This is a genomic window from Nitrosomonas sp. Nm33 (assembly GCF_900107265.1).
Classification (GTDB): Bacteria; Pseudomonadota; Gammaproteobacteria; order Burkholderiales; family Nitrosomonadaceae; genus Nitrosomonas.
The window spans coordinates 14,109-27,188 of the sequence record NZ_FNPJ01000040.1 but is presented as its reverse complement, the minus strand read 5'-3'; the positions used below and the strand labels follow the sequence as shown (position 1 = coordinate 27,188).

The 13,080-nt window shown below is 42.1% G+C and carries 12 protein-coding genes and 1 pseudogene; 12 read left to right on the top strand and 1 reads right to left on the bottom strand.

All coding sequences use genetic code 11. From position 1 onward, the window contains the following. From BLV54_RS16865 to BLV54_RS09390, 4 genes and pseudogenes are all read left to right on the top strand, one after another. Positions 1 to 242 (top strand): annotated as a pseudogene (locus BLV54_RS16865) (hypothetical protein); the annotation flags it as partial. 53 nt (positions 243 to 295) lie between these two features. Next, entirely contained in the window at positions 296 to 1,012 is a 717-nt protein-coding gene (locus tag BLV54_RS09400) for an acylneuraminate cytidylyltransferase family protein (RefSeq protein WP_090571058.1), read from the top strand. Beyond that, positions 1,009 to 1,995 (top strand): Gfo/Idh/MocA family protein, encoded by a 987-nt coding sequence (locus BLV54_RS09395; RefSeq protein ID WP_090571055.1) that lies wholly within the window; start codon positions 1,009 to 1,011, stop codon positions 1,993 to 1,995. The genes BLV54_RS09400 and BLV54_RS09395 overlap by 4 nt, the downstream gene beginning before the upstream one ends. After that, positions 1,992 to 2,828, top strand: coding sequence for an SDR family oxidoreductase (locus tag BLV54_RS09390; protein ID WP_090571052.1), 837 nt, complete (start codon positions 1,992 to 1,994; stop codon positions 2,826 to 2,828). Before BLV54_RS09395 ends, BLV54_RS09390 begins: the two co-directional genes overlap by 4 nt. 301 nt (positions 2,829 to 3,129) lie before the next feature. On the opposite strand, the gene BLV54_RS09385 is transcribed toward BLV54_RS09390, so the two are convergent. Next, a complete protein-coding gene (locus BLV54_RS09385; RefSeq protein WP_143032469.1) occupies positions 3,130 to 3,438 on the bottom strand; it encodes a hypothetical protein in 309 nt (102 codons plus the stop codon). Between the two features lie 33 nt (positions 3,439 to 3,471). Between BLV54_RS09385 and BLV54_RS16105 the strand changes: the two genes are divergently transcribed. The 8 genes from BLV54_RS16105 to BLV54_RS09350 all read left to right on the top strand — a co-directional run bounded on the left by BLV54_RS16105 (position 3,472) and on the right by BLV54_RS09350 (position 13,063). Continuing rightward, positions 3,472 to 3,621 carry a hypothetical protein gene (locus BLV54_RS16105; RefSeq protein ID WP_176969729.1) on the top strand — a complete coding sequence of 50 codons (150 nt, stop codon included), beginning with the start codon at positions 3,472 to 3,474 and terminating at the stop codon, positions 3,619 to 3,621. Positions 3,622 to 3,776: 155 nt separating this feature from the next. Beyond that, on the top strand, positions 3,777 to 4,850 hold the full coding sequence (locus BLV54_RS09380; protein WP_090571046.1) for a glycosyltransferase family 2 protein: 1,074 nt from the start codon (positions 3,777 to 3,779) through the stop codon (positions 4,848 to 4,850). 740 nt (positions 4,851 to 5,590) lie between these two features. Further along, entirely contained in the window at positions 5,591 to 6,916 is a 1,326-nt protein-coding gene (locus BLV54_RS09375) for a sugar-transfer associated ATP-grasp domain-containing protein (RefSeq protein ID WP_090571043.1), read from the top strand. Beyond that, complete coding sequence (locus tag BLV54_RS09370; protein WP_090571040.1) at positions 6,913 to 8,004, top strand: phospholipase D-like domain-containing protein; 1,092 nt, start codon at positions 6,913 to 6,915, stop codon at positions 8,002 to 8,004. The genes BLV54_RS09375 and BLV54_RS09370 overlap by 4 nt, the downstream gene beginning before the upstream one ends. A gap of 25 nt (positions 8,005 to 8,029) precedes the next feature. Then, positions 8,030 to 9,430 (top strand): surface carbohydrate biosynthesis protein, encoded by a 1,401-nt coding sequence (locus BLV54_RS09365; RefSeq protein WP_090571037.1) that lies wholly within the window; start codon positions 8,030 to 8,032, stop codon positions 9,428 to 9,430. 275 nt (positions 9,431 to 9,705) lie between these two features. After that, positions 9,706 to 10,584 carry an N-acetylneuraminate synthase family protein gene (locus BLV54_RS09360; RefSeq protein WP_090571034.1) on the top strand — a complete coding sequence of 293 codons (879 nt, stop codon included), beginning with the start codon at positions 9,706 to 9,708 and terminating at the stop codon, positions 10,582 to 10,584. A gap of 17 nt (positions 10,585 to 10,601) precedes the next feature. Further along, positions 10,602 to 11,777 carry an N-acylneuraminate cytidylyltransferase gene (locus tag BLV54_RS09355; protein ID WP_256329341.1) on the top strand — a complete coding sequence of 392 codons (1,176 nt, stop codon included), beginning with the start codon at positions 10,602 to 10,604 and terminating at the stop codon, positions 11,775 to 11,777. Positions 11,778 to 11,821: 44 nt separating this feature from the next. Continuing rightward, entirely contained in the window at positions 11,822 to 13,063 is a 1,242-nt protein-coding gene (locus BLV54_RS09350) for an O-antigen ligase family protein (protein ID WP_090571028.1), read from the top strand. Positions 13,064 to 13,080 lie beyond the last annotated feature (17 nt).

Sequence of the window (13,080 nt, the reverse complement as noted above, 5' to 3'; positions counted from 1 at the left end):
ACTTCGCAAAGCGGCTTAAGATTTTGAAGGGGCTTACACCCTATGAATACATCTGCAAAATATGGACAAAAGAGCCGGAACGTTTTAATGTTAATCCATTCCAGCACACCGTGGGACTAAACACTTTTAATTATCAAGCTCTCTCAAATTCTTTCAACCGTGGTATTGTGATCCTTATGTCGAACTCACATTACCTATACTGTCGCTTGACAATGATTTATCCCTGGAGCATCATCAAGTAAAAATGAGCATTGGGTTCTTTGAATTAAAGCAATTTGACTAGTGTAGCAATGCAATGTTGATTTATTCATTAATACCTGCGCGGGGAGGATCAAAGGGCGTACCCAATAAAAATATTCGGCTTCTGCGAGGAAAACCACTTATTGCCCATTCGATTGAAATTTCCCTCAAGTGTCCTTCTATTCAGCGAACTTTCGTTAGTACCGATTCGGAGCAGATTGCTGAAGTTGCTAAAAGTGCCGGTGCTGAGGTGCCGTTCTTAAGACCAAGTGAACTAGCTCAAGATGATACGCTTGATCTGCCTGTATTTAAGCATTTTCTCGAATGGTTGGAGCAAAACAGAGTTCCCCTTCCGGATGCCATTTTTCAATTTCGACCCACTTCTCCTTCTCGGAGTATTTCAAAAATAGAAGAAGCTGTTGAGCTGTTAAAAAAGCATCCTGAGGCTGATTCAGTACGAGGAGTCATTGAGCCAGAGCAAAATCCATATAAAATGTGGACTATCTCTGCAGATGGTTTTATGCATCCACTTTTGAGCATTCCTGGCGTTCCCGAGCCTTTCAACGAACCTAGGCAAAGTTTGCCCAAAGTCTATTGGCAAATTGGCTATTTGGACTTAATTCGCACCCAAACCATCATTAATAAAAATTCTCTCACTGGAACATGTGTTTTACCTCTTAAAATCGACAATGAAGATTCCATCGATATTGACAATGAGTTTTCATTCCGACTGGCCGAGTTCTTGCTGGAAAATCGAGGGGGCGATTGTTGAAAGCTTTGGTAGTGGGTCTTGGATCCATTGGAGTCAGGCATCTCAATAATCTATACTCCCTGGGAGTTCGCGAACTTGGAGCAGTGCGAACCAGAAATCTTCCTCCACCTAGAGAAATTATTCCAAAAGACGTTACCTTTTTCCAGGATCTCGATTTCGCACTCAGTCAAAAGTTCGACCTTGTGATCGTAGCCAATCCTACTTCCCTTCATCTGGAAACACTCGTCAAAGCTCTCAAAGCAGGTTCCAACGTCTATGTCGAAAAACCCCTCGCTCATGAAAGACAATACTTGACTGAATTGACACCATATTTAATTTCTACCGAGCCAAAGGTTTTAGTGGGTTGTCAACTTCGTATGCATCCTGGACTGCAGAAAATTGAAGAATGGATTAACGAGAGTAAGCTTGGAAAAATTTATTCAGTACAGGTGGATCTAGGAGAATACCTACCAGATTGGCATCCTTGGGAAGATTATCGGCAGAGTTACGCAGCCCGTGCGGATCAAGGTGGAGGGGTCATTCTGACGTTAATTCATGAACTGGATTATTTGCATTGGCTTTTTGGAAAGCCAAAGGATGTCTATGCAATAGGAGGACATCGGACTTCTTTAGAACTCACGGTGGAAGATACAGCCCTCATTACTTTAGAAACCGAGCGAGGAATTTGCATTCAGCTCCGAATGGATTATTGGCGGAAACCGCCCACCCGTCATATGAACATCGTTGCTGAAAAAGGCATCGTAGACTGGGATTACCATACTCGTCTAACTACTCTAAAACAAAATGGAAAAATCTTGGATCAAATCGAGCTACCCCCAACTTGGGACCGTAATGAGCTATTTTTATCTATGATGCGGGAATTTCTAGAGGGACTTTCAAACGGATCAACTCCTCGGGTTACCTTACAGGACGGTATTGATGTTCTGCAGACAGCTTTAACTGCTAAAGAATCTATCCAAATCCATCGGAAGGATTTTCTATGAATCAAGCCTACAAAGGTACACCTTTCGATCTTACCGACCGCGTGGTACTCATTAGTGGGGCTACAGGTCTTCTTGGAAAGGAGTTTGCGCTTGCAGCCGCATCAGCTGGTGCGCATCTGGTACTGGGAGATCTAAAGAGAGATAGTCTTGAATCTTTAAAAAGTGAAATTGATTCTATTTATCCTTCTATAAGAACTTGTGTTCAGGTTTTGGATGTGACTAATGCGAATTCATGTCAATCCATAGCTGACTTATGTGAGAGCCAGTTTCATAGGATTGATGCTGTTATTCATAGCGCTGCCATTGATCCAAAATTTGAACAGGGCTCCGATACCACACTTTTTTCAAAATTTACCGAATTTCCAAAAGAACTTTGGCAATCGTCTCTCGATGTCAATTTAACCGGTGCTTTTTTATTCGCTCAAGCCACATGCAAAGTGATGGAAAAATCAGGAAAAGGATCCATTATTTTTCTGGGATCTAATTACGGACTCGTAGGACCCGATCAACGCATTTATAAAAAAGCCGATCAGGCACACCAGACCTATAAACCAGCAGTTTATTCTGTTTGCAAAGCGGGCCTGTTAGGACTAACAAAATTTTTGGCTGCTTATTATATGAATACGTCAATTCGGGTAAACATGCTCACACCCAGTGGAATTTGGAATCAACATGATCATGAATTTACTACTAATTATTCATCCAGAACTATTCTTGGTCGCATGTCAGAAAAAAATGAATATCGAGGAGCTGTCATTTTTCTGGCCTCGGATGCTTCCAGTTACATGACCGGTGCAAACTTGATTATTGACGGAGGATGGACAGCATTATGAGCGACCCCAACATAAATGCCTGATTATGGCTAGGAACTAATGAGAGCGATTTTGAAGTCTCATAAATAGTACCAACCAGAAAATCATTCACTTCGATAAGAAACAGCAGCTTGCATTTTATTTCAGAGATGAAGATTTCTGAGAAATTGAGCCAAAGTGATGCTACATTATTAATTCATTTTTGCGCATTTTCAAGCTATTGAAAATGAGGAAAGCGCGCTCCATCAGCTTCTTGGTAGTCGAACCTGATAAAGTACTGTGCAGCGCATCTATCTCAGCCAGAAGAATCGTATCAGCTAGATTAAAGCGGCGAAAAAATCAATTCCTGGGAGAAATTGCGCTTTTTGATTATCCGACCAGATTTACCATACTGCCTAACTAATCGGGTTATCTGCTGCCGTGATAAATCCGTCATGCGTTTGAGATAGCGCAATATTAGGTCTTTGTCGACCGAGATAATCTGGCAGAGCCAATCCGCCTCAACACCCTTTCGATGAATCCATATTCTTCCCCCTTGGGGGATTATGAATGCAATATTGTGCGCCCCTTCCAGAAACACCTTAACCCGTGCCACCGTTTGTAGCTTTGCTTCATCTATTTCGATCGCCATGCCTCGCATTTACTTGCTCTGACTAATTTCATATTGGAAGAGACTTCTTTCTATATAGAGAGTCATCGGCAGCGTTTTGTCAAGGAAATGCTCGATGGTCCTGATGCGGATGTATTGCCGCGTTATATAAGTTTGTTGGAGACGCAAGGACAAATGAGTTTGGTAGGGAAAGATAAAGACTGATAATAATTTGAAGTGATCTCGATCTGATCTTAGAATTAGCCAAATTGGAAGAACTAGCGATCCAGGGCGCTGTCTTTCAGAGTGAGTGGATAGCCCGAATACAAAAATGGAGGCGGTATGCATTGTCTGGTTTCTTGCAATTTGATTAAGTTATCATGAGTAGATCGACGGAATCTTCCGGCAAATCAATCGATGTCGTGATTCCGGTCTACAATGCACCTGATCTGACGCGGCGCTGTGTTGATTCTGTCGTAGCTTGTCTTGGCAATTCCATCAGGCGAATTCTTATTCAGGATGATGCTTCCGCCAGTGAGACACGTGAAATGCTGGATAGCCTTCCATATGATTGCGTTGAGATTTATCATGCAAAAAAGAATCAGGGCTTCGGTCTATCAGTGAATGAAGCAGTTAATCGATCTGACGCTTTCTATGTATTGATTCTTAATTCAGATACTGAAATAAGCCATGATTTCCTGCCGCTGCTATGTGCAACGCTAGCAGCTGATGCAAAGTTAGCAGTCATCATTCCTGCCGGCAACAGTTATGCCAAATATAATCTTGATCGCTATTTGCTGCGAGAGGGTGGTTACATCCAGACTTATTATCTACGAGGGCATGCCATTCTGATTCGTCGTGATATTTTTCAGGAAGTAGGTGGTTTTGATCCTGTGTTTGGGCGAGGTTATTATGAAGACATTGATCTTGGCCGTCGGCTTGATCTTCACGGTTGGCGCTTTGGGGTGCATCCCGGCACTCGTATTTACCACAAGGCGGCCGGCTCGTTTGGCCGTGGACGAGCTTTACAGAAACTAATAAAGCGTAATCGCACTCTATACCTTTCACGCTATCCCAAAGCGCGACAGAATATCCTTCTTTTTTCAGGCGATTGTTCTCTAGCAGACTTTCCTTCGTCGGTCCTCGATGCAATTGAGAATGTATTCCATGAAGGGGGCTATGTACATTGGATTACACCGGCTATATCTCCTGCATTGCTATGCTTGCAGATGTATAGTCAACCCCTATGCTTAAGTGCGGTAATCAGTGTTGTTCTTCGTGGTTGGCGACGGGCAGACAGGCGCATTACAGGAATTTGGATGATGCCTGGCATTCCACTGTTGTTACGCACCTCACTGACACTTTGGGGCCGTGCGTTTAGGCTGGAAATAAAAGAGCTATCGCTTAAAGAAAAGACGATACAAAACTGTTCAGCCAGATTACTTTCCAAGTAATTTGTCCATATCATGAATCGAAAGAAAAGGTAGATAAGTGTTTCATTTATCAGTATTTCTTGTCAATTCTTGATGCTTCTGGTATCACTTTATTATAACTAATCCATATTTATGCTATTAAACGAATAAATGGAAATAAAAAATTGTTAATTTCCGTAAACAAATTTATTTTTAATATAAAGCTTATTTCTACGTATTTATACGTATTCATTTATTAATTATTTTAAGATAATTTGTAATTCAATTATAGAAAGAGCAAAGAAAAAGCTGTGTCCTCTTAAATGGAGGACAAGGTAAGAAAGTAAATACACTTCATCATGCAATATTATACAGTTCTATCATTGGCGCATTTCATGCTACGCTTTGTAGAGCGTTAGCTAGTCAGCATTTTGAGGTTATTACGAAAAATTCTCACAAGATTTTCACTATTCAGAGATTACACTTTCTTAATCAAACAGATTGGCATGGAGATAAAGAGCATTTTGTGGATCTAAGTTATTATCTTTATAAGATAATTGATTGATTTTAATAAATTAACAAACGTTAATTATTTTTATGGCATTGAAGGAAAAATTCTATCTATGAGATAAATATATAAAATAACCATTATGGATAATTTGTGATTCAAAACGATAAGATTAGAGGGGGAAGCTGTGCTTTCTGTATCCGAGACAAGGAATGTAGCAAGCTAACTTAACTCATCATGCATCTGCCAGATGCGATATGGAGAAATTACTGTAATGGAAAAAATTGATTTAGGCATAGATATAATCACGCGTGATTTGAGTGCTGCATTCTTAATTTTATCTAGATTATCGGATGATGGTACAACGGCGACTTTAATCCATCGATATTTCCAGCGTGAACTTTGGACTGAAATTAGTATGGCTGATCGCCTGATAATGCTTGCAGCGCTTCCATTGGTGCCGTTTGCGATTATCTTGCTTACTACAGTTTTCACCGTCCTTAATGGATTTCCCATCAAAAAGCGAACAGGTAAGGGCATCGCTAGACAAATCTACGAGCAAATCACGCTCGCTAGCCGATATGCAATCCTCTCACCCTGGTACTATATTTTTGAACTGCACGATGACGATAAAAGAGAACGCGCTGGTGAATATCTTAATCGCTTTGAAATGAAAGGTGGTTTATACAAGTTATTACGGAAATACAATGGAGGACTTCCCGTTCCTGCCGATCGCAGTACTGCGTGCATCAAAGATAAATCGTGCCTCAAGGCTCGCTGCAGTGATCATGGCATTGCAACAACACCTATTCTTTGGATTTTTGAGAAAGGGCAAATCAGGAAGATTGATTGGCAGGATGAAAAATTGCCCGAAATTGATCTTTTCGTGAAGCCACTAGCTGGACAGGGCGGAGGAGGAACCTCGCGTTGGGATTATGTGGGTTCAGGGCAATTTCGATATAACGATGGGAAGATTGTGACAGGAGACCAATTAATTGAGCACTTGCGACAAGCCTCAGAGCGTAAGACTTATCTTGTGCAGCCACGGCTCATAAATCATCGGGAAATCACTGATCTTGCCAATGGCACGCTGGCCACTATCCGTGTTATGAGCTGTCGTAATGAGTCAGACGACTATGAAGTAACTGATGCTGTTTTTCGTATGGCGCGTAGCGCCGCTTCGGTCGTCGACAATTACCACGCCGGAGGCATCGCGGCGAATGTCGATATTCAGACGGGTGAGCTAGGAAGGGGTACACGGGGCGCTTGGGGAATAGTTGCAGACGGTTGGTATGAGCGGCATCCTGAAACAAATGTACCCATCTTGCACCGCAGGCTCCCGTATTGGCCTGAATTGATCCATTTTGTACAACATGCACATAGCCGTCTTTTCTCGGATCAGGTGGTAATCGGCTGGGATATTGCTATACTTGACACTGGCCCTTGTTTGATCGAGGCTAATAAGGCACCTGATTTAGATATCATCCAGCGTACAAGGAGTGGACCTGTTGGTAATGGGCGACTTGGCGAACTTTTGGCATTTAATTTGAGGCGAACAGTTGTAGCTAAGCATGCTCTCTTGGAGACGGATTCATTATGAAAGTGAAACCAGCTCATGAGATCTATTTTGGTGGACCTGACCGATCTTCAGGTTATCTACGCGATGTATTAGCACATCATATTGCTGCTGTTCCAGCAGGTGGCTCTATCGATTGGGTTACTTATTATTTTCGTGATCTAGAGTTAGCTAGAGCCCTCATTCAGGCTCACAACCGAGGGGTTAAGGTGACTGTCTGTTTGTCAGGTAAACCACGTGTTTCCGATGCCAATGATGATGTGATCACCATGCTTTCAGCGCCAGGAGGTCTAGGTGACAGGCTTCGCACTATAGCGCTTCCAGGAATACCCTCTCCACGAAGAAGGGCATGGAGACCTCAAATACATGAAAAGCTGTATTGCTTCTCGCATCCGAAGCCCGTTGCCTACATCGGTTCTTTTAATCCATCAGGAAACCGAGTAGAAGAGAGACCGGATCTCATTCGAGAGATTGGCGACCAGGATCGGGGTCATAATATGTTGATTGGATTCCATGATCCACTGCTCATTGAGCAACTGGTAAAACATGCCAGGCAGTTGCATCAAAAACCACCTGGACTATTTTATCGATTTTCTGCTAATGCAAATCAGTCTATCAAAGGTATTGACACCACGATTCATTTTTTACCTAGCGTGCGCATCCATCCGGTCATACAATTCTTGAGTCAAGTGGGTAAAGGTGCACGCGTTCGTATTGCAGCGTCACATATCAGAACAAATCGGGCTGTTGATGTGATGATAGAGCTTGCTAAGCGGGGAGCGATGGTGGAAATCATTGCAGAGCAAACGCTTAGGCGAGTTACTTCGTGCGTAGAACAACGTTTAATTTCAGCCGGCATTCGATTCAAACGAAATTGTGATAGTTTACCCATGCACCTTAAGTTTATATTAATTGAATACGGTGGCCAGAACTGGTCTATTTTTGGTAGTTTTAATTGGACGAAACCTTCATTCTGGTTGAATCATGAAATTATTGCCATTTCAAATAATTTTCATATTTTTGACGCTTTTTCCGATCGATGGAGAGTGCTGGCAAATGAAAAAGCCATAACACCTATGACACACGATCGATTTGGATTAATTCCCGTTTAATGGTTAAATCCAGGTGCTACATCATATGAAAAATCAAGCCTCCACGCTTATCATTCCTGTCGAAAATCAAGTTCGTGAACTGGATGCGAAGATTCTTTTATCTTGCATTGCAGCCGAGCGTGGTTTTCCGGTCATCATGGGTTCTAGAGCTTTCACTCATTTCCACGTGGCTTCGGTTCCACGGGGGATTTATTTAGCAAAAAGTATGCGTAGCTTAAGTAACTTAATGTTTAAAATACTACGCCAGCTAGGTCATGAGATTGTTGCATGGGAAGAAGAGGCTTTGGTCCATCCACCTTCAGACACGTACTTTTCTCTCCGCTTATCTCCTGAGACAATCAAAAATGTGTCGCATGTATTTGCCTGGGGTCAGGAAAATGTTGATCTACTTCATCAGTATCCTGCATTGCCCGAGAATATGCCTATCCATGTTACTGGAAATCCGCGCGGTGATATGCTGCGATCAGAAATTCGTCCGTACTTTGATACCGAGGTTGAAAGGCTGAGGAGTCTTTATGGGGATTTCATTCTTATTAATACCAATTTTACTGAAGTAAATCCATATATCCCTAACGTGGGTTTATTTTTGCCATCCAAAGATAACTCACCATCAGCACGCCTTGGTCAGGCTGGTATTGGTATGAGCAAAGAATTTGCTGAAGGCCTGCGAGATCATAAACAAGCTATCCTGGAAGACTTCAAGCAACTTATTCCAATGCTTGAGCAGGCATTTCCTGAGTGTACTATTATTGTCCGGCCTCATCCGAGTGAAAGCTATCAGATTTACCATCAAATTGCTGCCAAATGCCCGCGAGTAGTCATAACGAATCAAGGCAATGTCATTCCCTGGTTACTCGCTGCAAAGGCAATGATACACAATGGCTGCACAACCGGTTTGGAGGCCTATGTTCTTGGGGTTCCCGCCATATCTTATCTGGCAACGCTTAACAAATATTATGACTATGATTTTCAAGGTTTGCCTACTAAACTTAGTTATCAATGTTTCAATTTTCAGGAGCTGGCAGAAACTTTGTCTCGAATTGTTACAGGAGAACTGGGGGTAGCGGAGAGCCAGGATCGTCAAGATCTTATGGATTACTACTTGGCGGCACGAGACGGACCATTAGCTTGCGAGCGGATTGTTGATATACTGGAAGAGAGTGGTTACGGTAAAAAACAGCCACCAGCCAAACCACTTGGTACCTATCTTCAAGGATGGCTATTTACTAAACTAAAAGCTAGTTTGACAAGTCTCTATATGCGTCGCCCAGGTCCCAATCGGCTGGCATATCACAATCATCGTTTTCCTGAAATTTCAGTAGAAGAAATTGAGCAAAAAATTACACGTTTTGGTGAGCTATTAAAGCGTTTTGACAAGATTAAAGTTGAGCCATATGCTAAGCATGTGTTCAGGATCAGTGCCTAGAGGTAGTCCTGATAAGCTTCTGCGCAAATCGGATTGCTGTGTTAGTGATCACTCGAAAATTCACCTGCCTGATATATGGTTTTTTCGAAACTCAACACAGCAGGCTCGTTTTTTTGTGCATTCTCTTCCTTGCACTTCATTTGTCTCATCAACTTATTCAGGGCTTCTCCAGAATTTTTGCTTTACTGGTTGGTAACATGAAAACTTAAAACTGCATTGAGATTGAAAGTATATTTCCCTGTAGGGTTTGATTATTCACTTATTTATATCTATATATGATACCCCCAAAAATTGTCGCTGAAATAGGATGTAACCATAAAGGTGATATTGAGATTGCTCATGAAATGATAAAAGTTGCTGCAAGCTTTGCTAAATGCGATTTCGTCAAATTCCAGAAACGATCGAATAAGGAATTGCTCACGCCCGAAGAATACGATGCGCCCCACCCCTATCCGCAAAATAGTTACGGAGAAACCTATGGTGCGCATCGCGAATTCCTTGAATTTAATATCCAGCAACATCAACAGCTAAAGCAGTGGTGCGAGGCGTATGGTGTCGGGTACTCGACTTCAGTCTGGGATCTTACTTCTGCAAAGGAAATTGCAGATCTCAATCCAGAATTTATCAAGATACCATCTGCGTGCAATCTCAATTTCACAATGCTGGAATTTCTTGCTCGCAATTATAGCGGTGATATCCATATTTCCACAGGTATGACCACACCTTCTGAACTAGAACAGATTGTGGGTTTGATGGAAGTACATGATGCTGCTCAACGAGTCGTCTTGTATGCTTGTACCTCAGGCTATCCCGTTCCTTTTGAACAAATCTGCTTGCTGGAATTACGAGCGATAGAGGAGTGTTATGGTTCGCGTGTTAAGGAAATTGGATTTTCAGGTCATCATCTCGGAATAGCTATTGATTCTGCCGCTGTCGTATTAGGTGCCTCTTGGATTGAACGGCACTTTACTCTGGACCGGACTTGGAAGGGAACCGATCATGCTGCTTCCTTGGAGCCGGATGGATTACGCAAGCTAGTTCGGGATGCTCATAATGTATCCAAGGCATTGACTTTTAAGGATGCACCTATCCTGGAAATTGAGTTAACGCAGCGGAATAAACTCAAGCGTTTGAAAGGGGTTCATTTCAATTGATGCGTTGGGTTGCTTTTATGCCTCTACGTGCGAGTTCGAAATCGATTCCTGATAAGAATATCCGTCGGATCGCAGGCCGACCTCTATTTGCTTGGAGTCTGGAACAGGCGATTGCTTCACAGTGTTTTGACGAGATCTACGTTGCCACCGATTCACCGAGAATCAGAAAGATAGTACTGGAAGAGTTTCCTTCTGCTGTTACAGTGCTGGATCGTTCGGCAGAAACGTGCACAGACACAGCAAGTACAGAAAGTGCCATGCTCGAATTTCAACAGCAAATACCGTTTGATGTGGTTAGTCTGATCCAGGCTACTTCACCGCTTACTCAAGCGGATGATTTCTGTACTGCTAAGCATAAATTTGTTACTAACAATCTGGATTCTCTGCTAACCGCCGTGCCATCGAAACGTTTTTTCTGGACCTTATCAGGAACACCTATTAATTATGATCCAGCTAAACGCCCAAGACGGCAGGATTTTGAAGGGTGTCTAATGGAGAATGGTGCTTTTTACCTGACACGAGCGAAATTACTGAAAGAAACGGCTAGTCGTTTAGGGGGACGTATCGGCATTCATGAGATGGCTGCTGAAACTGCAATTGAGATTGATGATGAAGTTAACTGGTTTGTGGTGGAGCAATTCTTGCTTAGGAAAAGATCAAAATCAAACCGGATCGATACTTCACGGATTAAAGCGTTCATACTTGATGTAGACGGTACTCTGACTGATGGCGGTATGTATTATGGGCCTGGTGGTGAAGCACTAAAGAAGTTTAATACACGTGACGCTCATGGTCTGCAAATGTTGCGTGAGAATGGTATTAAGGTTTGTGTCTTTAGCTCTGAAGACAGTCCCTCTGTTGCTGCGAGAATGAAAAAACTGAATATTGATGAATACTATCCAGGGATAAAAAATAAATTTGAAGTGCTCCAGAGCAAGATCAAGCTTTGGCGTATATCTTTACAAGATATCGCTTATATGGGAGACGATCTCTGTGATTTAAAGTGCATAAGCCATGTCGGCACTCCTATTTGTCCAGCTGACGCCGTTCCAGAAATTCTGCAGCAGGCTCATTACATTTGTACCCGATCGGGTGGGCAAGGAGCCGTCCGTGAAGCATGTGATCTGATTCTTAGAATAAATCGAGAGAGTGTCATTTCGTCTCAAAATAATAATCCTGAAATCGATTATTAGGTTTATTTCACAGATTGTCTTGATATCAAGTATGAAAGCATCAGATGCATGAAAAATTAGTCAACTCATCTAGCCTGGTACAAAGTTTTTATGCATGTCACAATATGTTGACAAAAGTCATATTATTTTTTTTTGGTATTGCTCTGTGGAGCAAATGGTCAAGTTTGCCTGCCGGTATCCTTTTGACTGTGTTCTGGGTTCTGGATGGTGGCTTTAGCAGGCTGAGGTGGATGATCAAAGAGCCTTTCGTAATGGCAATACTATTTTTATCCGGTGTAATTGCGCTTGGAATGCTCTGGGGCGACTATCCTGAGTTTGGGTATATAAAGTGGAGAAGATATTTTGCTTTCTTGGTCTTTATTCCTTTTTTATCTTTGTTGAATAAAGATCGTTTACCTTGGGCAATTTGCGGTTTGCTCATAGGTTATTCCGGTGTTTTACTGATGGGGTTTTATCAGTGGGCTATTGTTGGGGAGCAAGGAATCCCTCCTCTCAGTATAAGCTATTTAAGCTTCTCACTAATGCTCGGAATTGGAATCATACTGACGATCTATCTCGCAAGCATAAACAGCGATAAAAAAATAAAATCAGCACTTTGGTTTTTTGGGGCCTTCTTGTTGTTTCTTCAATTCAATCAGGATGCACGTGGACCTCTCTTAGCAACCCTGTTGTCAACAGCTTTATTAATTCTTCTGCTCTATAAAACAAAAATCAGAATACTTATTGGCATTGCATCGTCATTAACCGCTGTGATTCTTTTATTTGCATTCAGTAGCAATAGCTTTCAGGAAAGACTTATTCAGATCCTTGACAGTGTAGAACTGTATCAGCAAGGAAAGTATGACACTAGTTTGGGATACCGTCTTGCCATCTGGGATGTTGGTTTGCACGGTATCATGCAACAACCCTTAGTTGGGTATGGTACAGGGAAAGCTGGAAGCTATTTCGAAGATACTATAACAACTTACAAAGATGGTCGCTATAAGGATCTACCTGAATATCATGAAACAACTAGCTACCACAATGACTGGATTGAGATTGGAATGCACGTCGGGGTACTTGGCCTTCTTGCATTGGCCTGTCTCCTGGGAGGCTGGTTTCAAACGCTGCGAGCTTACCAACTTCCTATTCTGGGAGCTACGTTGGTAAGTTTTGTTTTTCTGTCAGGCCTAACAGACACATTTGTTCTGTATAGCAAAATTCCTACTTTACTTTTAGTTATTACCGCTATTGCAATCAGTTGGCAAAAAGAAAAAGGAACAATTGAACTTGGAAACCGCCTATAGCTATAGGTTAATCTACT